Origin of the sequence: Flavobacterium sp. I-STPP5a (assembly GCF_009764685.1) — a bacterium.
Classification (GTDB): domain Bacteria; phylum Bacteroidota; class Bacteroidia; order Flavobacteriales; family Flavobacteriaceae; genus Flavobacterium.
Genome location: NZ_VHLM01000047.1, coordinates 13581 through 37477, shown reverse-complemented (window position 1 = coordinate 37477; position 23897 = coordinate 13581). Strand labels below are relative to the sequence as shown.

Here is a 23897-nt window from a genome sequence, read left to right as displayed (position 1 = left end):
ATAATTAGTCCTAAATTTGCACACAAGTCTAAGGACAAAACAAACTAAAATTTTGAAGATGTATAGAAGTCATAATTGTGGCGAGTTAAATGCCTCGCATACCGGTATTAATGTAACTCTTGCGGGTTGGGTTCAAAAATCACGTGATAAAGGGTTTATGAATTGGGTTGATTTAAGAGACCGTTATGGAATAACACAATTAATTTTTGACGAAAGTCGTACTGAAAAATCTGTTTTTGAATTAGCAAAAACTCTTGGCCGTGAATTTGTAATTCAGGTTAAAGGAACTGTTATTGAGCGTGAAGCTAAGAATAAAAATATCCCTACTGGTGAAATTGAAATTCTGGTAACTGAATTAACAATTCTAAACGCAGCCTTAACCCCTCCTTTTACTATCGAAGATGAAACAGATGGTGGAGAAGACATTCGAATGAAGTACCGTTACCTTGACATCAGACGTAATCCTGTTAAAAACAGTTTGCTTTTTCGTCACAAAGTAGCTATGGAAGTACGTAAGTATCTTTCGGATTTAGATTTTTGTGAGGTGGAAACACCTTATTTAATAAAGTCTACGCCAGAAGGAGCTAGAGATTTTGTAGTACCTTCTCGTATGAACGAAGGACAGTTTTATGCTTTGCCACAATCTCCTCAAACGTTCAAGCAATTGTTAATGGTGGGTGGAATGGATAAATATTTTCAAATTGTAAAATGTTTCCGTGACGAAGATCTTCGTGCAGACAGACAGCCTGAGTTTACACAAATTGATTGTGAGATGGCATTTGTTGAGCAAGAAGACATTTTGAATGTTTTTGAAGGACTAACGCGCCATTTGTTAAAAGAAATAAAAGGTGTTGAGGTTGAAAAATTCCCAAGAATCACCTATGAATATGCCATGAAAACGTACGGTAATGACAAACCAGACATCCGTTTTAGAATGCAGTTTGGGGAGTTAAATCAATACGCTCAACATAAAGAGTTTCCAGTTTTTAATGCTGCCGAATTGGTGGTGGGAATTGCAGTGCCAGGAACAGGAAATTATACCCGTAAAGAAATTGATGCATTAATTGACTGGGTAAAACGTCCGCAAGTTGGAGCTAGTGGTATGGTTTACGTTAAATGCAATGATGATGGAACTTACAAATCATCAGTAGATAAGTTTTATGATCAAGAAGATTTGTCTCAATGGGCTAAAATTACTGATGCAAAAGCAGGAGATATGATTTTTGTGTTATCAGGTCCAGCAGATAAAACAAGAACACAATTATCAGCTTTGCGTATGGAACTTGCTACACGTCTTGGATTGCGTAAGCCAGATGAGTTTGCTCCGCTTTGGGTAGTTGATTTTCCTTTGTTAGAATTTGATGAGGAAAGCGGTCGATACCATGCTATGCACCATCCTTTTACATCACCAAAACCAGAGGACATGCACTTGCTAGAAACTAATCCAGGGAAAGTTCGTGCTAATGCCTATGATATGGTTTTGAATGGTAATGAAATTGGCGGTGGATCTATCCGTATTCACGACAAAGCTACGCAGCAGTTAATGTTTAAGTATTTAGGCTTTAGTGAGGAAGAAGCTAAGGCTCAGTTTGGTTTCTTAATGGATGCTTTTCAGTTTGGTGCACCTCCTCATGGTGGATTGGCTTTTGGTTTAGATAGACTTGTTGCCATATTAGGTGGGCAGGAAACTATTCGAGATTTCATCGCATTCCCTAAGAATAATTCAGGAAGAGATGTCATGATTGATGCGCCATCTGTTATTGATGATTCACAATTAAAAGAATTACATATAAAATTAGCATAGCTTTGTGTGATGTTAATATAGTTAGAAAACGTTGAATATCAATATTTTTACAAAATAAAAAGATAAGAACGCATTTCGTATTGTATTAAATATTACATTTGCTACATTATAAATTATTATTACAATTACAATGCGTACAGGTACAGTAAAATTTTTCAATGAATCTAAAGGTTACGGATTCATTACAGACGAAGAAACAGGAAAAGACATTTTCGTTCACGCTTCAGGAATCAACGCGGAAGAATTGCGCGAAGGTGATAGAGTTAGCTATGTAGAAGAAGAAGGAAGAAAAGGAAAAGTTGCTGCAAATGTAGCAGTGATCTAAGCATAAAAATAATTTTTTTTGCCTACGAAAGTTTAAAACGTCCCGAGTATATCGGGACGTTTTTTTTTATTAGATAATGGAGCTCATAATAAAAATTTCAACAAGTACATGGTTGATATTTGTTTTTAATTCCTCCTCAGCTTTCGTATTCATTAAAAGCAGTCTCCTTATTTATAATTAATAAAAATTGCAAATTTACAACGTTGTAGTTGGCATGTATTTTTAAAAAATTATTGTTATTTAATAATTTGAAAGTTATCTTTGTTGCTTATTCTTATACGTAAAAATCATAATATGCAATCAGATCAATTGAATTACATTCCTATCTTGATGCAGTTTCTTTTAGCTGTAGGTTTTGTTGTAGGAACTATTATAGTTTCCGGAAAATTAGGCCCTAAAAGATCCTCTGAGGTTAAAGATAAAAATTTCGAATGTGGTATAGAATCCGTTGGTAATGCTAGGATTCCGTTTTCAGTTAAATATTTCCTTGTAGCTATCCTTTTTGTTTTGTTTGATGTGGAAGTTATTTTCTTATATCCTTGGGCAATCAATTTTAAAGAATTGGGTATGGAAGGAATGGTGAAGATGATTGTATTCATGATGTTGCTTCTAGTTGGATTTTTCTACATCATTAAAAAGAAAGCCCTAGAGTGGGAATAAAGTTTAATTAGGACTTAGAAATAACGAATTGTAAAGATTTCAATTTCTAAAGTATTATAAAAGAATGTTTTTAAAATTTAAATTGTGAACTCATAATTCATAATTCATAATTCATAATTTTACAAAGATGAGTAATTCAAATGTAAGTATGGTTGCCCCTCCAGAAGGTGTTGTTGGTGAAGGGTTTTTTGCTACAAAACTTAATGATGTAGTAGGCTTAGCTAGAGCAAATTCGCTTTGGCCATTGCCATTTGCTACTTCTTGCTGTGGTATAGAGTTTATGGCAACAATGGCATCGCATTATGATTTAGCACGTTTTGGATCAGAGCGAGTGAGTTTTTCTCCACGTCAAGCGGATATGTTGCTTGTTATGGGAACAATATCAAAGAAAATGGCTCCTATATTGCGTCAAGTTTATGAACAAATGTCAGAGCCTCGTTGGGTAATTGCAGTTGGAGCTTGTGCATCATCAGGTGGAATTTTTGATACCTATTCTGTTTTACAAGGAATTGATAAAGTAATTCCTGTAGATGTTTATGTTCCTGGATGTCCTCCAAGACCAGAACAAATTGTTGATGGAGTAATGAGATTGCAAGAATTGGTAAAAACAGAATCTGTAAGAAGAAGAAGTTCTCCTGAATACCAAGAATTATTAGCTTCCTATAATATCAAATAAATAATGGCGCTAGAAACGATACAAATACAAGAAAAATTAGTCGAAACTTTTCAAGAGGCTGTTTTTGAATTCAAACAAGAAAAAGATATTTTTTCATTTGAAGTAAATGCTGAAACGATTACAGCCGTTATTTTATTTTTAAAAAACGATCCTACATTACGTTTTCATTTTTTAACTGATTTATGCGGAATCCATTATCCTGATAATGATGAAGATCATCAGTTTGCTGTTGTGTACCATTTGCACAATTGGTACGAAAATAAAAGAATCAGAATCAAAGCATATCTTAACGGAGAGAAACCAGAAATTAAAACGATTTCAAACATTTTTTTAAGTTCTAACTGGATGGAAAGAGAAACTTATGATTTTTACGGAATCAATTTCATAGGACATCCACAGTTGAAACGAATTTTGAATATGGATGAAATGATTTCATTCCCTATGCGAAAAGAGTTTCCAATGGAAGATAGCGGAAGAACAGATAAAGACGATCGTTTCTTTGGAAGAACAACCGATAATTATTAAAAAAAGCACACTTTTATAATTTTTCACATTAAATAAATGTCAGAACTATTATTACCACCAGAGCATCGTTATGCCAAAAGAATTGCGGAACAGTTAAATGAAGATGGTAGCGAACTTTCGATTCTAAATTTAGGTCCTACGCACCCTGCAACACACGGTATTTTTCAAAATATCTTGTTGATGGATGGAGAGCGCATTCTTGAAGCTGAGCCAACAATTGGATACATTCACAGAGCATTTGAAAAAATTGCTGAAAACCGACCTTTTTACCAAATTACTCCATTAACGGATAGAATGAACTACTGTTCATCTCCTATCAATAACATGGGTTGGTGGATGACTCTTGAAAAATTACTCGATATTGAAGTGCCAAAAAGAGCGCAATATTTAAGGGTTATTGTCATGGAATTGGCTAGAATTACCGATCATATTATTTGCAACTCGATCTTAGGAGTTGATACTGGGGCTTATACAGGTTTCTTATATGTTTTTCAATTTAGAGAAAAAGTATATGAAATCTACGAAGAAATTTGTGGTGCTCGTTTGACAACTAACATGGGTAGAATTGGTGGTTTTGAAAGAGACTGGCCAGAAGAAGCTTTTAGAAAACTAGATGTTTTTTTAGAAGAATTTCCTGTGGCTTGGAAAGAGTTTGAAAACTTATTTGAAAGAAATAGAATTTTTATTGATAGAACGGTTAATGTAGGAGCTATAACTGCAGAGCAAGCAATGGCTTATGGCTTTACAGGTCCTAATTTACGTGCTGCAGGAGTTGATTATGATGTGCGTGTAGCACAACCTTATTCTTCATACGAAGATTTTGATTTTATTGTACCAGTAGGAAAATCAGGTGATACATATGATCGTTTTTGTGTGCGTAATGCAGAGGTTTGGGAGAGTTTGAGCATTATTCGTCAAGCGTTGGATAAAATGCCAGCAGGTAACGAATACCATGCTGATGTACCTGATTATTACTTACCTCCAAAAGAAGATGTATATAACAACATGGAATCTTTAATTTATCACTTTAAGATTGTTATGGGTGAGGTTCCGGTACCAGTGGCCGAAATTTACCATCCTGTTGAAGGAGGAAATGGTGAAGTTGGTTTTTATTTGGTAACTGACGGAAGTAGAACTCCATATCGTTTGCATTTCCGTAGACCTTGTTTTATATATTACCAAGCGTATCCAGAAATGATTAAAGGTTCGTTATTATCTGATGCGATTGTTATTTTGTCGAGTTTAAATGTAATTGCGGGAGAGTTAGACGCTTAGTAAAATTATAAATGATGAATTTTAAATTGTAAATTATTCAAAACATTTAAAATTTATAATTCAAAATTTAAAATATTTAAAATGGAAAGAACACAATACAAACAAGAAATAAATATGACTGAAGCCTTGATGACTCGCATCAATGAGCTAATAAGTCATTATCCAGAGGGCAAACAAAAATCAGCTTTACTACCTGTTTTGCATGAAGTTCAAGATGCTCACAATGATTGGTTGAGTATTGAATTGCAAGATAAAGTAGCGGAAATTCTTTCGATAAAACCGGTTGAGGTGTATGAAGTGGTTTCTTTTTATACTATGTTCAACCGTCGACCAGTTGGTAAATACATGTTTGAATTTTGCCAAACATCACCTTGTTGTTTGAACGGAGTAGAAGATTTGATGGATTATACTTGTAACAAACTTGGTGTAAAAGTAGGGGAGCCTACACAAGATGGTCTTTTTGAAGTTAGAGGAGTGGAATGTTTAGGTGCTTGTGGATATGCCCCCATGATGCAATTGGGTGATTTTTACAAAGAACATTTGACAAAAGACAAAGTAGATCAGTTAATTGAAGATTGCAAGAACAATACAATAATGCTACACGATAAATAATATGTCACAGAAAATATTATTAGATAAAGTAAATATTCCAGGAATTAAGACCTATGAAGTATATCGTGCCAATGGAGGATATGCATCAGTTGAGAAAGCCTTGAAGAGTTTAACACCAGATGAAGTTGTAGAAGAGGTGAAAACATCTGGACTACGTGGTCGAGGTGGAGCTGGGTTTCCTGCTGGAATGAAATGGAGTTTTATCGACAAAAAATCAGGAAAGCCAAGACATTTAGTTTGCAATGCGGATGAGTCTGAACCGGGAACTTTCAAAGATCGCTATTTGATGGAATACATTCCGCATTTATTGATCGAAGGGATGATCACTTCAAGCTATGCATTGGGAGCAAATCTTTCATACATCTACATTCGTGGAGAATACATGTGGGTTTATAAAATATTAGAGCGAGCCATTGCCGAAGCTAAAGCTGCAGGCTGGTTAGGGAAAAATATTTTGGGTTCAGGCTATGATCTAGATTTATATGTACAAATAGGTGGTGGTGCATACATTTGTGGTGAAGAAACGGCACTTATTGAATCATTAGAAGGAAAAAGAGGAAATCCTCGAATCAAGCCGCCATTTCCTGCAATTTCAGGACTTTGGGCAAATCCAACGGTTGTAAATAATGTAGAAACTATTGCTGCTGTGCCTTGGATCATAAACAATTCAGGAGCAGATTATGCGAAGATAGGAATAGGAAGATCAACAGGTACCAAATTAATTTCGGCTTCGGGACATATTAAAAATCCTGGTGTTTATGAAATTGAATTGGGTTTAAGTGTTTACGAATTCATGAATTCTGATGAGTATTTAGGTGGAATGAGTTCAGACAGACCTTTGAAAGCATTTGTACCGGGAGGAAGTTCAGTTCCCGTTTTACCTGCTGATTTGATTTTTAAAACTGCCAATGGCGAGGATCGTTTAATGACCTATGAATCACTTAGCGATGGAGGTTTTGCAACAGGTTCTATGTTAGGTTCAGGTGGATTTATAGTTTACAATGATACGGCTTGTATTGTAAGAAACACTTGGAATTTCTCTCGTTTTTACCACCATGAAAGTTGTGGACAATGTTCTCCTTGTCGTGAAGGAACGGGATGGATGGAAAAGGTATTGCATAGAATAGAGAATGGTCACGGTCGTGAAGAAGATATCGAATTGCTATTGAGTATTCAAAGTAAAATAGAAGGAAATACAATATGTCCGCTAGGTGATGCGGCAGCTTGGCCAGTAGCAGCAGCAATTCGTCACTTTAGAGATGAGTTTGAATACCACATTCGTTTCCCAGAAAAAATAAAAAATAGAGATCATTTTGTTGCGGAGCCTTTTTCAAGTGTAAAACATTTAGTAGCGAAGCAAACAGTATAATTCGTTTCAGGTTGCAGTTTTAGGTTAATTAACTTGAAACATGAAACTTTAAACGTGAAACTAATATAGAAATGAAAGTAACCATAGACGGTCAAAGCATAGAAGTAGAACCAGGAACAACAATCCTGCAAGCAGCACGTATGATAGGTGGAGATGTAGTTCCGCCAGCGATGTGCTATTATTCTAAACTAAAAGGAAGCGGTGGAAAATGCCGTTGTTGTTTAGTAGAAGTTGCAAAAGGAAGTGAAGCTGATCCTAGACCAATGCCTAAATTAATGGCATCATGTGTAACTGGTTGTATGGACGGAATGGAAGTGAATAGTAAATCATCTCCACGTGTACAAGAAGCCAGAAAATCAGTAACAGAGTTTTTGTTGATTAATCACCCATTAGATTGTCCGGTTTGTGATCAAGCTGGAGAATGTGATTTGCAAAACTTAAGTTTTGAACACGGAAAGTCAGAATCAAGATTCATTGAAGAAAAAAGAACATTTGAACCAGAAGACATTGGTCCGAATATTCAATTACACATGAACCGTTGTATTCTTTGCTACCGTTGTGTGATGGTTGCTGATCAATTGACAGACGAGCGTGTACATGGAGTTATGGATAGAGGAGATCATTCTAATATATCAACATGTATATCAAAAGCGGTTGATAATGAGTTTTCTGGAAATATGATCGATGTGTGCCCAGTTGGAGCTTTAACAGATAAAACATTTAGATTCAAATCTAGAGTTTGGTTTAGTAAGCCATACAATGCACATAGAGATTGTCCTACCTGCTCTGGAAAGACTACAGTATGGATGTTTGGTGATGAAATTCAACGTGTTACAGGAAGAAAAGACGAATACCATGAGGTAGATGAATTTATTTGTAATGGATGTCGTTTTGATCACAAAGACTTAAAAGATTGGAATATTGAAGGACCAAGAGCTTTTGAAAAAGACTCGGTAATCAACCAAAATAAATATAACAGAAAGTTACAGAAAGTTGAAATTGCTACGGAGGAAACCATTTTAAAAGGTAGAGAAACGGATCGTAAAAAAATTAGTATGGCGCAAATTCCATTGACACAAGAAGATATTATGAATCAAAAAAGCTTGGGTAATAATGGATAGCGTATTTATCATAGAAAAAAGTGTTGTTATACTTGTTGTTTTTGCTTTAACAATGTTAATGGCCATGTACTCAACATGGGCAGAACGTAAAGTAGCTGCTTGGCTTCAAGACCGTGTAGGTCCCAATAGAGCTGGGCCTTTTGGTCTTTTTCAGCCACTTGCAGATGGTTTAAAATTATTTTCTAAGGAAGAATTTGAGCCTAATACTCCCAACCGATTTTTGTTTTTTGTAGGTCCAGCTATTGCTATGAGTACTGCTTTAATGACTAGTGCGGTAATTCCTTGGGGAGATAGATTGCATCTGTTTGGTAGAGATATTTTACTTCAAGCAACTGATTTGAATATTGGTTTGTTGTACTTTTTTGGAGTAGTATCAGTGGGTGTTTACGGAATCATGATTGGTGGATGGGCCTCTAACAATAAGTTCTCTTTGATGGGAGCTGTTCGGGCTGCATCACAAATGGTATCGTATGAAGTAGCCATGGGACTTTCTATGATTGCTTTATTAATGATGACAGGTACTTTAAGTTTAAGAGAGATATCTGCGCAACAAGCAGGGATGAATTGGAACGTATTTTACCAACCTTTATCATTTGTTATTTTCTTGATTTGTGCTTTTGCTGAAACAAACAGAACTCCTTTTGACTTAGCTGAATGCGAAAGTGAACTTATTGGTGGGTATCATACGGAATATTCCTCGATGAAAATGGGTTTTTATTTATTTGCAGAATATGCTAATATGTTCATTTCTTCGACTATTTTAGCGGTCTTGTTTTTTGGAGGGTACAACTATCCAGGAATGAGTTGGGTTGTGGAGAATTGTGGTGTAAATATTGGAAATATACTAGGTTTTGCTGCATTATTTGTAAAACTATGTGGTTTTATCTTTTTCTACATGTGGGTAAGATGGACTATTCCAAGATTTAGATACGATCAATTAATGAATTTAGGATGGAGAATATTAATTCCGCTATCGATCATTAATATTATGATTACCGGAATTGTAATTTTGAGAGCAGATATTGCTGCTTATTTAGGATTTTAAGCCCCTAGCCCCTAAAGGGGATTTAATAAGGAATATTTATAATTTATACCGAAAAGCCCTAGCCCTGATAGTAGTGGAAATCCTTTTTTGTTTTTTCTTTAAAAACAAAAAAGATTGAAACGAATAGCAGGATTAGCTTCAAATAAAAATAGAAAATGTCAATAGAAAGTATATCCTTATCGGGAAGAAAAAAGTTAGTCTCTAACAAAGAGATGACTTTTTGGGAAAGAATGTATCTTGTAGCGATTATCAAGGGATTGATAATTACAATCCAGCATTTATTTACTAGAAAAGTTACCATTCAGTACCCTGAGCAAGTACGAAAAATGAGTCCCGTGTATCGTGGACAGCACATGTTGAAACGAGATGAGCAAGGTAGAGAAAATTGTACAGCTTGTGGTTTGTGTGCTCTTTCTTGTCCTGCTGAGGCCATCACGATGAAAGCCGAGGAAAGAAAAGCGGATGAAAAGCACTTATACCGTGAGGAAAAATATGCTTCGATATATGAAATCAATATGTTGCGTTGCATTTTTTGCGGGTTGTGCGAAGAGGCTTGTCCGAAAGACGCAATTTACCTAACCACATCTAAGGTTCTTGTTCCGGCTAGTTATGAGAGAGAAGATTTTATCTTTGGTAAAGATAAACTAGTGATGCCGCTTGAAATGGCAATTCAAAATGCTCAACTAAAAAACGCTAACTAATGTCTACAATACTTATAATTTTTTGTGTATTGGCTGCTATCACTTTAGCAACTGCTTTTTTAACCATCTTTAGTAGAAACCCAATACATAGTGCTATCTATTTAGTGATTTGTTTCTTCTCTATTGCAGGTCATTATTTGTTATTAAACTCGCAATTCTTGGCCATTGTTCACGTTATTGTATATTCAGGAGCGATCATGATTTTGTTTTTGTTTACGATCATGTTGATGAATCTGAACGAGGAAAAAGAAGTTCACCGACCGAGAATTACACGATTGGGAGCGATAGTTTCTTTTTGTTTGATTTGTTTAGTATTGATTGCGATTTTTATCAATTCAAAACCTATTGTAGGGGAGTATGTAACTACGGGTGAAGATTATCAATCTATAAAAGTATTGGGTAAAATACTCTTGAATGAATATATGGTTCCGTTTGAATTTGCTTCTATATTACTATTGGTTGCGATGATAGGAACTGTGTTATTGTCTAAAAAAGAAAAATTGCAAAAATAAAATGAATAATATTTTAAACCATATTGGTATAGAAAACTATATTTTCCTGAGCGTAATACTTTTTTGTATTGGTGTTTTTGGAGTGTTGTACAGACGAAATGCTATCATTGTATTTATGTCAATTGAAATTATGTTGAATGCCGTTAACTTGTTATTTGTTGCTTTTTCAACGTACCATCAAGATGCGCAAGGACAGGTTTTTGTGTTTTTCTCTATGGCAGTTGCTGCAGCAGAAGTGGCAGTAGGATTGGCCATTCTAGTTTCTATTTTTAGAAATTTAGGTTCTATTACAATTGATAATTTAAAAAACTTAAAAGGATAAATGGAAATGAATACCAATATAGCTTTAGTTTTAGTTCTCGCTCCTTTTTTAGGATTTTTAATTAATGTTTTCTTTGGCAAAAGCCTAGGTAAAACAGTTTCTGGAATTGTAGGTACGCTTGCAGTTTTCATTTCTTTTATTGCTGCTAGTTTTTTCTTTGGTGCAAATGCAGCGCAGCCAAATGGTTTTCGAATTTCACTTTTTGATTGGATTCAAATCAGTAATTTTAAAGTTGATTTCGGATTTTTATTAGATCAACTTTCTATTTTATGGTTGCTTTTTGTAACAGGAATTGGTTCTTTGATTCATTTGTATTCTATCAGTTATATGCATGACGATGAAAATATGCACAAGTTTTTTGCGTATTTAAATTTGTTTGTATTTTTTATGATCACACTGGTTGTAGGAAGTAATTTATTAGTCATGTTCATCGGTTGGGAAGGCGTAGGTCTTTGTTCGTATTTGCTAATTGGTTTTTGGTATAAAAACCAAGAATACAATGATGCAGCTAAGAAAGCATTCATCATGAACCGTATTGGTGATTTAGGTTTATTGATAGGTATATTCATTGTAGGTAATTTATTTTCAACGTTAGATTATACTACTTTAAAAACGGCAATTGCTGGTGCAACCAATCTTGATTTATATTGGTTAACAGTAGCGGGTTTTGCATTGTTTATAGGTGCTTGTGGTAAATCGGCACAAATTCCTTTGTATACTTGGTTGCCTGATGCAATGGCAGGGCCAACACCAGTTTCAGCATTAATACATGCTGCTACGATGGTAACTGCTGGTATATTCATGATCACGAGATTGAATTTTGTATTTGATTTGTTGCCAGAAGTACAACATGTTATCGCTATAGTAGGTGCTACAACAGCTCTTGTTGCTGCCACTATTGGTTTAGTTCAAAATGATATTAAAAAAGTATTGGCCTACTCAACGGTATCGCAATTAGGTTTGATGTTCTTAGCATTAGGTTTAGGAGCTTATGAAGTTGCGGTTTTTCACGTAATCACGCACGCTTTTTTCAAGGCTTGTTTGTTTTTAGGTTCAGGATCAGTTATTCATGCTTTGCACGGAGAACAAGATATGCGCAATATGGGTGGCTTGAAAAAAGCAATGCCAATTACTTTTGTAACGATGTTGATTGCTTCTTTAGCAATATCTGGAGTTCCATTATTCTCTGGTTTTTTCTCGAAAGACGAAATTTTATTGGTAGCATTCCATCATAATATCCCGTTATGGGTAGTTGCTTCTATTGCTTCTATAATGACTGCATTTTATATGTTCCGTTTGATGTTTTTAACATTCTACAAAGAATTTAGAGGTACTGCTGAACAAAAGCATCATCTGCATGAAAGTCCTGCATTAATTACTGCACCCTTAGTTATTTTAGCAATATTAGCTACAATTGGTGGTGTGATTAGTTTGCCTGGAAACAGTTGGTTGAATCATTATTTGATTCCAATTTTACCAAAATTAGCTGCCGCAGAACACCATCTTGGAACTACAGAATACATTTTAATGGCAATTGCTGTTGTTGGTGGATTGGTAGGAATAGGAATCGCTTACAGTAAATATATCAAACAAAATTCGGTTCCTACTTCAGATGAAAGCATCACTGGATTTGCAAAAGTACTTTATAACAAATATTATGTTGATGAAGGATATGATTTGTTATTTGTGAAGCCAATTAATGTATTATCTCGCTTTTTTAGAGATACCGTAGAAACGGGATTATCAGCAATTGTTTTCGGTTTTGGAAAAGTAACAAATGAAATCAGTTACCAAGGTAAAAAAATTCAAAGTGGAAGTATTGGATTATATCTTTTTGTTTTTGTTTTAGGATTGTGTGCTATTGTATCCTACTTGTTTCTGGTTTAGTGTTAGATTATAAATTTCAGTAATATTAAATATCTTTTAAAAGTCATGATGAGTGGCTTTTGAAATCATTAAAAATTTTCAAATGAACGTATCTCTAATTTTAATTATACTTTTGATTGGTGCCTTTGCAACCTTATTAGTTGGAAATAAGTTAGCTTCAAAAGTAGCTTTGTTTTTTGGGTTAGTTTCAGCTGTAGCTTCTTTTGTGTTGCTCAATCAATATAATGCTGGTGTAAATATTAATTTTATAAGTCCATGGATTAGTAAGCCAGCAGTTTCTTTTGCATTAACTGCAGATGGATTGTCTTTAGTGATGTTATTATTAACTACTATTTTGACACCTATTATTATTTTTTCATCATTTGGAAATCAATATCAAAACTCGAAATCTTTTTATGCATTGGTCTTGTTTATGTCCTTTGCTATGGTGGGTACCTTTTTAGCTTCTGATGGATTGCTTTATTATATCTTTTGGGAATTAGCGTTAGTGCCTATTTATTTTATAGCTCTTATTTGGGGTAACGGTAATTCTGATGAACGTAAAAAAGCTGTTGTAAAGTTTTTCATTTATACCTTAGCAGGATCTTTGTTTATGTTAGTGGCTTTTGTGTATTTGTACCAAAAAGCTGGTAGTTTTTTAATTCAAGATCTTTATGCTTTAAATTTATCGAGATCAGAGCAATTTTGGATTTTTCTAGCCTTCTTCTTGGCGTATGCTATAAAAATTCCTTTAATACCTTTCCATACTTGGCAAGCTAATGTGTATCAAAAAGCTCCAACTGTAGGAACCATGCTTTTGTCAGGTATCATGTTAAAGATGGGTTTGTATAGTGTGATCCGTTGGCAATTACCATTAGCACCAGTTACGGCTCATGAGTACAAATACTTACTTATTGGTATAGGGCTTGTGGGAGTTGTGTATGGTTCTATCGTAGCATTAAAACAAAGAGATTTAAAAAAATTATTAGCGTATTCCTCTTTGGCACACGTTGGTTTGATCGCTTCTGGTACTTATGCTTTGAACCTTGATGGTTTTAGAGGTGCAGTTTTACAAATGATTGCTCACGGGTTTGTTGTGGTAGGTTTGTTTTTTGTTGCTGAAATCATTTCTAGAAGATATGAAACAAGAGTAATTTCAGAAATGGGAGGTATTCGTGTACAAGCACCAAAATTTACTTCTTTGTTTTTAATTTTAGTTTTAGCATCGGTGGCGTTGCCTACTACGTTTAACTTTATAGGTGAGTTCACAGTTTTATATAGTTTGTCCACAGTAAATATTTGGTTTGCAATTGTAGGTGGTACTACAATTATATTAGGGGCTTACTACATGTTAAAAATGTTTCAACACGCTATGTTGGGTGAAACTAACTCTAAAGTTTTTACAGATGTTACAGCAAGTGAGACCGTATCGTTGTTAATTATAGTTGGTGTTTTATTCTTTTTTGGGATGTATCCAAAACCAATTAATGATTTGATAACACCAGCATTAGAACAAATTCTTTTGTTAACGCAAAGGTATTAGTACGCAAGAAGCATAACATTTTAGATCAAAATAAAAAAATACAAATTAATTAGGTTTATAGATTTTAACATTAGTTGTTTTTTCATTCTATTGTGTAAATCCTAAATCAAACAATCAACAAATGAATACATTAATAGCTATAATAGGATTAGGTGTTTTATGCCTTTTGTTCGAAATTTTTAACCTTAGAAAAGCAATTGTACCAATTTCTATATTGGGTTTATTAGCAGTTTTGGGCTTAACAGTTTCTGAGTTTAATACGGCCGAAAGTTATTACAACAATATGATTGCAGTAAGTACATTCTCATCTGCGTTTTCATGTTTGTTTATTGTTTTGACAATTTTTTTAATTGCCCTAGGTCATAATTTTTATGAAAATCACCAATCTAAAATTTCCGATTTTATTGCTATTAAAATTTTCTTATTAGCTGGTGCGGTAGCTATGGTTTCTTTTGGGAATCTTGCAATGTTCTTTTTAGGGATCGAAGTTTTATCAATTGCTCTTTATATTCTTGCTGCTAGTGATCGTATGAATTTAAAAAGTAATGAAGCTGGAATGAAGTATTTCTTGATGGGATCTTTTGCTTCTGGGATTATTCTTTTTGGAATTTGTTTGATATATGGCGCAATGGGTAGTTTTGATGTTATTGAAATTTCTGAGCTTTCTCGTTCTGCGGAATTACCAGTTTGGTTTCCTATTGGTATTGTATTGGTAACAATCGGAATGTTATTTAAAGTAGCTGCAGTTCCATTTCATTTCTGGGCACCGGACGTTTACGAAGGTTCTCCAGCGTTGACAACAGCATTGATGAGTACTTTGGCCAAAGTAGTTGCTATGGCGACTTTATACAAATTATTATCAGTAATGAATGCAGATGTTTCAGAGTCATTCAAAATAGTAGTAGTTATTATTTCTATGGCTTCGATGACCGTTGGTAATATTATGGCTTTAAGACAAACGAATGTAAAACGTATGTTGGCTTTTTCAGGGGTTTCTCATGCTGGTTTTATGTTGATGACTTTGTTGAGTTTGTCTACTTCTACAGGAAGTTTGTTGTATTATGCCTCAGCGTATTCTTTATCTGGAATCGCTGCTTTTAGTGTAATTTTATACGTTTGTAAAAATAGAGACAATGAAGATATTGTAAATTTCCACGGATTAGGAAAAACGAATCCATTGTTAGCAGCCATTCTTACGGCAGCTTTACTTTCGATGGCTGGTATACCAATTTTTGCCGGATTCTTTGCTAAGTTGGTTTTATTCAATCAAACGATTCAAGCGGGTTACTTAGCATTAGTAATCGTAGCGGTTGTGAACTCTATTATTAGTGTTGGTTACTACTTCAAATTAATTTTAGCGATGTACACCAAAGAGCCAAACGAAGAACGAAAAGGAACTCCGGTTATCATTTACGCAGTTGCTGTTATAGCAATTGTTTTGAATATCGCATTAGGGTTGTTCCCTTCATTTATTTTGGATTTATTGGCATAAGCCAAATCTTTATAATTATACAAAAACCATCAAGAGCAATTTTGATGGTTTTTTTGTTTAAAGGTGTTTTCTTCATTCGAATAAATATTTACTATTCCTGTATCTATAATTAAATGCTAAAACTCAAAAAGCTAAAAACTGAATTGATTAATTTTGTATTACAGAATTAATTTTCAATTTAATTAAAAAATAAAGATGGGAAATACATTAAAAATACAAATCTGGTCGGATATCATGTGTCCTTTTTGTTATATAGGGAAAAGAAGAATAGAAGATGCTTTACAAAATTTCGAACATAAAGATGCAGTTGAAATTGAATGGAAAAGTTTTCAGTTAGACGCTGGCTTTGTTGCTTCTCCTGGTGATAACTTGGTAGACCATTTAGCTGAAAAATACCGAAAAGATAACGATTGGGCACAAGAGATGCTTGTTAATATGACTCAAAATGCTAAAAATTCAGGATTAGATTTCCATTTTGAAAAAGCGGTTATGGCCAATTCCTTGAATGCACATCGCTTGTTGCATTTGGCGAAAAAATACAATTTGGCAAATGACTTAGAAGAGTTATTGTTCAAAGCCTATTTGACGGATGGCAAGAATATAAATGATTTGGATACATTGAGAGCATTAGGACTGGAAGTAGGACTGTATGCTGAATCCATCGATGAAGTATTGCATTCTAATGCTTTCGCCAATGAAGTTCAGCAAGATATTGATGAGGCGCAATTTATCGGTGTTCAAGGTGTTCCGTTCTTTGTTTTCGATAATAAATATGCGGTTTCGGGTGCGCAACATGTCGATACATTTGTGAAAACATTAGAGAAAGTATGGGGAGAAGGTAAGTTTGATTCTAAAGTTACGGTGTTGAACACTACTGATGGTGACAGCTGTGGGTTAGATGGGTGTGATTAAATGTAGAATATTACTTTTTTTTAGTGTTTTGAGACTATATTGGAAAAACCGGTCAAATTGACCACCAGTTTCGGAGCAAACTGACCACCACTTTCCAGTTCAAATTGACCACCTAATTTTGGGGTACAATTGATCATCAAAAACTACTTACTTTTTCATGTTGTTAGCACCATACATTCGTTAAAAAAAGACGGATTATGGCAAACAAAATAACAGACATGAGTAAAATTAGAAAAGCAATTAAGTTCTACTGTAACGGAAAAAGTAAGTTATTCATAAGTAAGTACTTATCTCTTTCTAGAAATACGGTAAAGAAGTATATTTCTTTATTTGAAGTGCTAGGATTAAGTTTTGAAGTAATTAGTGAAAAAACTGATGCTGAGTTAGAACTTTTGTTCTCACACACTACCGTGGAATCAATCAGTCCCAAACTGCAGCTTCTTTATGATTTTTTTCCTAAAATGGAACGCGAACTAAAAAAAGTTGGCGTTACCATACAGCACATGTGGGAGCAATATATTGTCCTAAATCCTAATGGTTACCGAAGCTCGCAATTTGGACATCATTATAAAATATGGAGCAAACGAGTCAATCCAGTGATGCACATGAATCACAAAGCGGGTGATAAAATGTATGTGGATTATGCTGGAAAAACACTCTCCATCATTGATAAAGACACGGGAGAAATTAAAGAAGTACAATTTTTTGTAGCCATATTAGGAGCCAGTCAATACACCTATGCCGAAGCTTCCATGAGCCAACAAAAGGAAGATTTTGTTACATCGGTAGAAAATGCTATGCGTTTTTTTGAAGGTACTCCTGCGGCAATTGTTCCGGATAATTTAAAATCTGCAGTGATAAAAAGCAGTCGTTTTGAACCCACCATTAATGAAACCTTGGCTGATTTAGCCGAACATTACCAAACTACAATCTTGCCTGCCAGGGCTTATAAACCCCGAGACAAATCATTGGTTGAAGGAGCTGTTAAGATCTTGTATCGAAGGATTTATGTAAATCTAAAAGAAACTAAATTCTTTTCTCTGGAAGAATTAAACCAGCAAATATGGGATTTATTGGATGCTCATAACAGTCGAAAACTCACAGGACGTCCGTACTCTCGGATAGAATTATTTTTAGAAGATGAACAACAAAAACTAAGTCCATTACCACAAGAACGTTTTGAAATCAAATACCAATCCTTTGCAACAGTAATGCAAAATGGGCATGTTCAATTAAGTCAGGACAAAAATTACTATAGCGTTCCGTATCAATATGTCAAGAAAAAAGCGAAACTATTGTATACCAAATCAACGGTAGAGATCTATCACAAATACAATCGAATAGCCATCCATCCAAGGAATTACAAACCTTATATCTATACCACAATCCCGGAACATATGGCTAGCACGCATCAATTTGTAGCTCAGTGGAGTGCTGCCCGCTTCATTGATTGGGCCAGTAGTATTGACGAGTCAGTAGCAGAATATATTATGCAAATAATTGAAAGTAGAAACCATCCTGAACAGGCTTATAAAAGTTGTTTGGGAATATTAAACTTCGAGAAAAAGGTAGGGAAAGAGCGATTAATAAATGCCTGTAAGCGGGCACTTGATTTTAAAATTTACAATTTTAAGACCATTCAAAATATTTTAGAAAACAACTTAGATCATATCGAATTTGAACAAGAACCTGAGCAGGAACTTCCAATTCACGCTAACATAAGAGGAAAACAGTATTATAATTAAATTAAAACACAGTAATCATGAATGAATCCACAGTAACAAAAATGAAACAAATGAAGCTTTACGGCATGCACAATGCTTTTAAAACAGCCATTGAAAGCGGAAAAACAGACCATTACACGCTCGATCAGTTTGTATCGATGCTTATTGATGCCGAATGGGATGAAAGGCACAATCGGCGTATTGCCCGCAGTATCACCAACGCCCGATTCCATTACAAATCAAATATTGAAAGTATCAATTTTGACCAAACCCGTAATCTGGATCGAAATACCATACTGCGTCTGGCAGAATGTGAATTTGTCGAAAAAAATGAAAACATTTTAATAACGGGAAGCACTGGTGTAGGCAAAAGTTATTTAGGCACAGCATTAGGTTATCAAGCCTGTATCCAAGGTTTTAAAGTAAGTTATTTTAATACTTCGAAGCTGTTTGCTAAATTAAAAATGGCCAAAGCAGATGGTTCTTACCTGAGAGAATTGGCCAAAATAGAACGGCAAGATGTTATTATATTAGACGATTTTGGACTCCAAGCTTTGGATAGCAGTAACCGAATTACCCTTTTAGAGATCATTGAAGACAGGCATAATAACGGTTCTATAATTGTAACATCACAAATCCCAGTGCAAGGCTGGTAGGACATCATTGGAGAAAAAACCATAGCTGATGCAATTTTGGATAGGCTGATACATCAATCTCATCGACTCGAATTACATGGAGAATCTATGAGAAAAAAAAGAGGGATAAACAAAGGATAATATTTAAGTATATTTGAACACTAATTAACAGATGAAAAACAGTAGTTTTTAATGAAAAATGGGGTGGTCATTTTGCCCCGGAATTGGGTGGTCATTTTGAATTGGAATCAGGTGCTCACTTTAAATTGGAATTGGGTGGTCAATATCACTGGAATTTGCACAATGACCTAACAGGATGTTTATTTTTTGTTCCGATGAAAAGATTTTACAAATGTTTCTACGAATTTTATTAATGAAGTTTTCTGCTGTTTTTCTTCAGTGTTTACATGCTATATCAAAGTTAATAATTTTTGAAAACACTCTCTTAGTTTTGACTTAAATCAGTCCACTTTTTTGCTGACGATTTACAGTTTATTTTTGGTAATAATTTTTTAGAAAAAAGTAAATATTTTAACGTTTTGTTTTCTATAAGATAGTTAATGTTTATTGCCATTTCACTTGCACTATCATAATCATTATTTAGTTTAAAAATATCGAATGAATTTAGAAAATGATTAACTGATTTATCATTTTGATCTAACATCAAATAGTATTTTGCTGTGGCATATTGATAATATGCATATGATAAACTTTTTGTATTTATAGGTAGAATTTCCTCTGCTTTTTTGAGGTTTTGTTTTATCCCTTCTTGGTTTTTTAAATAGTTGTTTGAAAGTGAGAGTAGAGAATATAGTAGTACTTTTTCCTGTTTATTGGCTTTATTTAATCTTTTTGTTAATTCTTCTATAATTGTATTTCTATTTTCAAATCTATTCTTAAAAATATCAATACTGCTTTGAATTTTTTGAGCACTACTATTTTGAAAGAAAAGCAAAATTAAAGTGGTTATATCCCGTTGGGTGAAATTATTTTTTACCACACTTCGATACCTCAGTGCAGGCTAGAATCATAGAATTTGTAGTTTTTTTTAAGAGAAATAAATAGACGTTTTACTATTCACATAGCTCATCTATGTGAGAAATAGTGCTATTTCTGTTTTTTTCTATGTTGATTTGCTATTAATCTATGGCTCTATGTGGTTTAGTTTTTATTTTATTAGAATTTCACCCAACGGGTTGGTTATAATAATTTTATATGACTATCCGTGACTAGTACCATTCCACAGAATAAATTAGTTGTTGAATGTTTTTCACAAATATGATCCTTTATGATCTTTGCGTCTTCGCGACTTTGCGAGCCAAATTTCACGCAAAGGCGCAGAGACGCAAAGTATATTGTCATTATTTAGACTGTTGGTATGAGTTACGGACAGTCATATAATTTTATACATTTATTGTGGAATTATTTATTTTCAAAATAAATTTCTTTCATGTATGTATGCATTCAAAAGTCAATATATAGTATTGAATTTTGACATATTCTTTTATTTTAATATTGTGTAGTATTTGAATTACAAAAAATATCAACTTTGTACTACATTTTTTTATTGGATGATTATTTAATTTTGTTTTTTATTAAATTTTGAAGTATATTAACGTTGTCAAAAATCAATCGTCTGTCTAAACTATCAATAATATAAAAATCAATAATAAGTATTTGTTATCAAAAATCAGTAGTGTCTTTGGTTGCTATATTTTTACATTTGAAATTATTAATGAATTTATGAATATCTCCAAAAGATTAATTTTTATTCTGTTGCTTATAAACTTAAGTGTATCAAAAGCGCAAAATATTTATATAGAAAAAGATCAAGGTAAGTCTACCGTAAAAAAGACAAATGAAAACTTGAAAATTGATAATCTTTTAAGTGAAGCAATTACACTTCAGGGTATTGATATTGTTAAAGCAAAAGCTAAATGTGATGAAGCATATCGGTTATTAAAAAAGTCTAATTACAGCAATGGTGTTTTGCAATATTATTTAGTAAAATCATATGAGTGTTTGCTATTAAATGAACTAAACAAAGGTGTTTATTTTGCCAGAAAAGCACAAAAAACAGCATCTTTACTTAACAATTATAAAAAGCACATTAAAGGTTGTGCATATGAAGCAGCTTGTTTAGAACCAATGAGCTCAGATTACAATAAAACAATCAAATATATAAACAGAAAATTAGATTCTATTAAAGCACTTAAGCATTATAAAGAATGTGAAGAAATTGGTGATTTATATCTTCAATTAGGAGGAACATATTCAAGAAAAGAAGAATTTGAAAAGGCAATTAATAATCTAAAAAAAGCAAATTCAATTTATGAAAAAGAAAAAGACTTAAAAGGTTTGAAAACATGTTATTTTGAATTTGCAGAATTATATCAACTAACAAATAATATAGAAAATGCTATCACATTTATTGAAAAAAATTTAGAGTTAATAAAAAAGGATTCAATAATTAATAAAAAAAAATACTCAAGATCATTAGCTAAATTAGCAGAATTCCACCATTCATTAAATGAACCTGAAAAAGCATTGGTGTTTTCAGAAAAAGCAATGGAAATTCAAAATGGTATTAAAAATTATGATTTAGATAAATCTTATGTTTTAAATATTAGTTTGGCTATATATTATACATTAGAAAGGTATAATGAAATTATTAAATTAGCTAATAATGCATTACTTAATAAAAACATTTTTACAGAACAAAAATTTGTGTTGAATTTATACATCGCAATGTCCTATGTTAAATTAGGTAATTCTCAAATAGCTAAAAATTATATAGATAGAGCTGAAAAAATTGTTAATGATAATCCCGATTTAGTATTGAACAAGCCTAGCTTGGCAAGCTTATATGATTTTGCAGCAACAATTCATTTTAATTTAAAACAATATGAAAAAGCTTATTTTTATTTAGATAAATATGTAGTGTTAAAAGAAGAAATTAATAGCGAACAAACTAAACAAAATATTATTAAACTTGAAACGGAATTTCTTACAGTACAAAAAGAAGCAGATATTAAACAATTAAAAATTCGTGAAAAATTAAACGCATTAGAAATTGAAAAAAAAGAAAACAATTTCTTTAGAGCAGTTTTTTTAAATCTAATAACTATTATTTTTATTATAATTCTTGCGTTTTTATTTAAAAAACAGAAAAATAAAAATAAAGCTATTGACAGCAAAAACACATTGTTGAATGAAAACAAGTTAATTCTTGAAAAAACATTAGCAGAAAAAAATATCCTTATAAAAGAAATTCACCATAGAGTAAAAAATAATTTGCAATTAGTAATGTGTTTATTAAATATTCAATCAAGAAAAAATAACAATGATGAAATTAATGATTTTATTGAGAAAGGGCAAACCAGAATTTCCTCTATGTCATTAATTCATCAAAACTTATATCAATCTGATAATTTAGAAAAGGTGAATTTTCATGATTATTTATTGGAGTTAATAGAATCAATAAAAAACTGTTTAAATGATAGTAAAAAAATAGAATTCAATGTTAATGTGCAAAGCATTAGTTTTGATATACAAACTGCAATACCTCTTGGTTTAATAATAAATGAATTAGTATGTAATTCTATTAAGTATGCTTTTCCAAATGAAGCTTATGGTAAAATAAATATTCAAATTACATATATTAAATCTGATGAAAAATACATTCTTTTTTATAGTGATGATGGTATAGGTATGGATATTAATGTTAATAATAAGCCTAAGTCAATAGGATTGAAATTAATAAAATTATTAACAGAACAGTTAAATGGAACTATTAAAACAAATAGTTTAAACGGATTAGAGTATGAAATAATTTTTAATAACGATAAACAATAATGGAAAAGACAATTCTTGTAGTTGAAGATGAAACAATAATAGCATTAGATATAAAGGAAGTTTTGGAAGGAGAAGGTTATGATGTTATTACAGTTAAAACAGTAGAAAAAGCAATTGAAATAATAAATGATGAAAAACCTTGTTTAGTATTGTTGGATGTTAATTTAAAACAAGACAAAGACGGTATTGATTTGGGGAATTATTTACTAAAGAATGACAAAATACCATACATATATATAACATCATATTCAGATAAATTAACAATTGATAGAATTAAAGTTACCCGACCTCACGGATGTATAGTTAAACCATTTAAAACAGTAGATATTATTGCAACCGTTGAAATTGTTTTAAATAATTTTATACACAGTAAAATTGATCCTAAAAGAAACGATGAGGAAGTTAATAATAACATTCCTTTTAAAATCAAAGAGACAATTTCATATATTAATGAACATATAGTAAAAAAAATTGAAATTTCTGAATTAGCAGAATTAACCCCATGGAAAACTCATCATTTTATTAGAGTATTTACACAGTATGTGGGTATTACACCATATCAATACATTTTGCAAAGAAAAATTAAAAGAGCTGAAGCATTATTAATAGAGACAAATTTTCCAATAAACGAAATTGCTTATGACTTGGGATTTCAGAGTTATAGTAATTTTTGTAATGCTTTTAAGAAAGTAAACAACAATCAAACTCCTGAAAATTTTAGAGCCAAAAAACAAGTTGAAAACTATTAAATAGTATAAAATTAAACAAAGTTAATAGAAGAGCATTCAAAGCAGATTTGAATGCTCTTTTGTGCTTGTATTTTATGTAATGATTAATGATAAACTTCAAAATATTAATATCAAGAATCAGTTTTATATAGCAATAATCAGTACTAAGAAACCTTTTGTTAGAAGTACTTTTGT

21 protein-coding genes and 1 pseudogene are annotated in these 23897 nt (G+C 32.7%); 21 read left to right on the top strand and 1 reads right to left on the bottom strand.

All coding sequences use genetic code 11. The annotated features are described in order from the left end of the window. Positions 1-58 precede the first annotated feature (58 nt). From aspS to istB, 19 genes and pseudogenes are all read left to right on the top strand, one after another. Positions 59-1804: an aspartate--tRNA ligase gene (gene aspS, locus FJV36_RS08390; RefSeq protein WP_158730052.1), complete on the top strand. Its 1746-nt coding sequence runs from the start codon at positions 59-61 to the stop codon at positions 1802-1804. A 130-nt stretch (positions 1805-1934) separates the two neighbouring features. After that, positions 1935-2129 (top strand): cold-shock protein, encoded by a 195-nt coding sequence (locus FJV36_RS08385; RefSeq protein ID WP_158730051.1) that lies wholly within the window; start codon positions 1935-1937, stop codon positions 2127-2129. 294 nt (positions 2130-2423) lie between these two features. Then, the gene (locus FJV36_RS08380; RefSeq protein WP_158730050.1) at positions 2424-2789 is read left to right on the top strand and encodes an NADH-quinone oxidoreductase subunit A; all 366 of its coding nucleotides are present in this window, start codon (positions 2424-2426) and stop codon (positions 2787-2789) included. 127 nt (positions 2790-2916) lie between these two features. Next, complete coding sequence (locus FJV36_RS08375; protein ID WP_086453177.1) at positions 2917-3465, top strand: NADH-quinone oxidoreductase subunit B; 549 nt, start codon at positions 2917-2919, stop codon at positions 3463-3465. Between the two features lie 3 nt (positions 3466-3468). Further along, positions 3469-3990 (top strand): NADH-quinone oxidoreductase subunit C, encoded by a 522-nt coding sequence (locus FJV36_RS08370; protein WP_086453178.1) that lies wholly within the window; start codon positions 3469-3471, stop codon positions 3988-3990. A gap of 36 nt (positions 3991-4026) precedes the next feature. Then, positions 4027-5265 (top strand): NADH-quinone oxidoreductase subunit D, encoded by a 1239-nt coding sequence (locus tag FJV36_RS08365; RefSeq protein ID WP_158730049.1) that lies wholly within the window; start codon positions 4027-4029, stop codon positions 5263-5265. Between the two features lie 81 nt (positions 5266-5346). Then, positions 5347-5877 (top strand): NAD(P)H-dependent oxidoreductase subunit E, encoded by a 531-nt coding sequence (locus FJV36_RS08360; RefSeq protein WP_158730048.1) that lies wholly within the window; start codon positions 5347-5349, stop codon positions 5875-5877. A gap of 1 nt (position 5878) precedes the next feature. Next, on the top strand, positions 5879-7246 hold the full coding sequence (nuoF, locus tag FJV36_RS08355; RefSeq protein ID WP_158730047.1) for an NADH-quinone oxidoreductase subunit NuoF: 1368 nt from the start codon (positions 5879-5881) through the stop codon (positions 7244-7246). 71 nt (positions 7247-7317) lie between these two features. Continuing rightward, complete coding sequence (locus FJV36_RS08350) at positions 7318-8367, top strand: 2Fe-2S iron-sulfur cluster-binding protein (RefSeq protein WP_158981001.1); 1050 nt, start codon at positions 7318-7320, stop codon at positions 8365-8367. Then, positions 8360-9412, top strand: coding sequence for an NADH-quinone oxidoreductase subunit NuoH (gene nuoH / locus FJV36_RS08345; protein ID WP_158980999.1), 1053 nt, complete (start codon positions 8360-8362; stop codon positions 9410-9412). Before FJV36_RS08350 ends, nuoH begins: the two co-directional genes overlap by 8 nt. Positions 9413-9567: 155 nt before the next feature. Further along, positions 9568-10113, top strand: coding sequence for an NADH-quinone oxidoreductase subunit I (locus FJV36_RS08340; RefSeq protein WP_086453184.1), 546 nt, complete (start codon positions 9568-9570; stop codon positions 10111-10113). Further along, complete coding sequence (locus FJV36_RS08335) at positions 10113-10625, top strand: NADH-quinone oxidoreductase subunit J (protein ID WP_144893352.1); 513 nt, start codon at positions 10113-10115, stop codon at positions 10623-10625. The genes FJV36_RS08340 and FJV36_RS08335 overlap by 1 nt, the downstream gene beginning before the upstream one ends. A 1-nt stretch (position 10626) precedes the next feature. Further along, positions 10627-10947 carry an NADH-quinone oxidoreductase subunit NuoK gene (nuoK, locus tag FJV36_RS08330; RefSeq protein WP_066079401.1) on the top strand — a complete coding sequence of 107 codons (321 nt, stop codon included), beginning with the start codon at positions 10627-10629 and terminating at the stop codon, positions 10945-10947. Between the two features lie 6 nt (positions 10948-10953). Beyond that, positions 10954-12834, top strand: a complete 1881-nt coding sequence (nuoL, locus tag FJV36_RS08325) for an NADH-quinone oxidoreductase subunit L (RefSeq protein ID WP_158980997.1) — start codon at positions 10954-10956, stop codon at positions 12832-12834. 82 nt (positions 12835-12916) lie between these two features. Next, positions 12917-14356 (top strand): NuoM family protein, encoded by a 1440-nt coding sequence (locus FJV36_RS08320; protein WP_158730042.1) that lies wholly within the window; start codon positions 12917-12919, stop codon positions 14354-14356. 121 nt (positions 14357-14477) lie between these two features. Then, complete coding sequence (locus FJV36_RS08315) at positions 14478-15848, top strand: NADH-quinone oxidoreductase subunit N (RefSeq protein WP_158730041.1); 1371 nt, start codon at positions 14478-14480, stop codon at positions 15846-15848. A 195-nt stretch (positions 15849-16043) separates the two neighbouring features. Next, on the top strand, positions 16044-16760 hold the full coding sequence (locus FJV36_RS08310) for a DsbA family protein (RefSeq protein ID WP_158730040.1): 717 nt from the start codon (positions 16044-16046) through the stop codon (positions 16758-16760). Positions 16761-16957: 197 nt separating this feature from the next. Continuing rightward, the gene (gene istA, locus FJV36_RS08305) at positions 16958-18505 is read left to right on the top strand and encodes an IS21 family transposase (protein ID WP_158730039.1); all 1548 of its coding nucleotides are present in this window, start codon (positions 16958-16960) and stop codon (positions 18503-18505) included. A gap of 17 nt (positions 18506-18522) precedes the next feature. Then, positions 18523-19260, top strand: a pseudogene (gene istB, locus FJV36_RS08300) (IS21-like element helper ATPase IstB). A 304-nt stretch (positions 19261-19564) separates the two neighbouring features. On the opposite strand, the gene FJV36_RS08295 reads toward istB, so the two are convergent. After that, positions 19565-20119, bottom strand: coding sequence for a hypothetical protein (locus FJV36_RS08295; RefSeq protein WP_158730038.1), 555 nt, complete (start codon positions 20117-20119; stop codon positions 19565-19567). Between the two features lie 677 nt (positions 20120-20796). On the opposite strand from FJV36_RS08295, the gene FJV36_RS08290 reads away from it, so the two are divergent. Both FJV36_RS08290 and FJV36_RS08285 read left to right on the top strand, forming a co-directional pair. Beyond that, a complete protein-coding gene (locus tag FJV36_RS08290) occupies positions 20797-22974 on the top strand; it encodes a sensor histidine kinase (RefSeq protein WP_158730037.1) in 2178 nt (725 codons plus the stop codon). Continuing rightward, complete coding sequence (locus FJV36_RS08285) at positions 22974-23723, top strand: response regulator transcription factor (RefSeq protein WP_158730036.1); 750 nt, start codon at positions 22974-22976, stop codon at positions 23721-23723. Before FJV36_RS08290 ends, FJV36_RS08285 begins: the two co-directional genes overlap by 1 nt. Positions 23724-23897: the final 174 nt, after the last annotated feature.

Excerpts from the sequence above, each read along its gene's own strand:
- FJV36_RS08320 (WP_158730042.1), top strand. The coding sequence starts at position 12,917 with ATGAACGTATCTCTAATTTTAATTATACTTTTGATTGGTGCCTTTGCA.
- FJV36_RS08370 (WP_086453178.1), top strand. The coding sequence starts at position 3,469 with ATGGCGCTAGAAACGATACAAATACAAGAAAAATTAGTCGAAACTTTT.
- nuoK (WP_066079401.1), top strand. The coding sequence starts at position 10,627 with ATGAATAATATTTTAAACCATATTGGTATAGAAAACTATATTTTCCTG.
- nuoL (WP_158980997.1), top strand. The coding sequence starts at position 10,954 with ATGAATACCAATATAGCTTTAGTTTTAGTTCTCGCTCCTTTTTTAGGA.
- FJV36_RS08285 (WP_158730036.1), top strand. The coding sequence starts at position 22,974 with ATGGAAAAGACAATTCTTGTAGTTGAAGATGAAACAATAATAGCATTA.
- FJV36_RS08335 (WP_144893352.1), top strand. The coding sequence starts at position 10,113 with ATGTCTACAATACTTATAATTTTTTGTGTATTGGCTGCTATCACTTTA.
- FJV36_RS08385 (WP_158730051.1), top strand. The coding sequence starts at position 1,935 with ATGCGTACAGGTACAGTAAAATTTTTCAATGAATCTAAAGGTTACGGA.
- aspS (WP_158730052.1), top strand. The coding sequence starts at position 59 with ATGTATAGAAGTCATAATTGTGGCGAGTTAAATGCCTCGCATACCGGT.
- FJV36_RS08375 (WP_086453177.1), top strand. The coding sequence starts at position 2,917 with ATGAGTAATTCAAATGTAAGTATGGTTGCCCCTCCAGAAGGTGTTGTT.
- FJV36_RS08340 (WP_086453184.1), top strand. The coding sequence starts at position 9,568 with ATGTCAATAGAAAGTATATCCTTATCGGGAAGAAAAAAGTTAGTCTCT.
- FJV36_RS08315 (WP_158730041.1), top strand. The coding sequence starts at position 14,478 with ATGAATACATTAATAGCTATAATAGGATTAGGTGTTTTATGCCTTTTG.
- FJV36_RS08380 (WP_158730050.1), top strand. The coding sequence starts at position 2,424 with ATGCAATCAGATCAATTGAATTACATTCCTATCTTGATGCAGTTTCTT.
- FJV36_RS08365 (WP_158730049.1), top strand. The coding sequence starts at position 4,027 with ATGTCAGAACTATTATTACCACCAGAGCATCGTTATGCCAAAAGAATT.
- FJV36_RS08360 (WP_158730048.1), top strand. The coding sequence starts at position 5,347 with ATGGAAAGAACACAATACAAACAAGAAATAAATATGACTGAAGCCTTG.
- nuoF (WP_158730047.1), top strand. The coding sequence starts at position 5,879 with ATGTCACAGAAAATATTATTAGATAAAGTAAATATTCCAGGAATTAAG.
- FJV36_RS08350 (WP_158981001.1), top strand. The coding sequence starts at position 7,318 with ATGAAAGTAACCATAGACGGTCAAAGCATAGAAGTAGAACCAGGAACA.
- FJV36_RS08310 (WP_158730040.1), top strand. The coding sequence starts at position 16,044 with ATGGGAAATACATTAAAAATACAAATCTGGTCGGATATCATGTGTCCT.
- istA (WP_158730039.1), top strand. The coding sequence starts at position 16,958 with ATGGCAAACAAAATAACAGACATGAGTAAAATTAGAAAAGCAATTAAG.
- nuoH (WP_158980999.1), top strand. The coding sequence starts at position 8,360 with ATGGATAGCGTATTTATCATAGAAAAAAGTGTTGTTATACTTGTTGTT.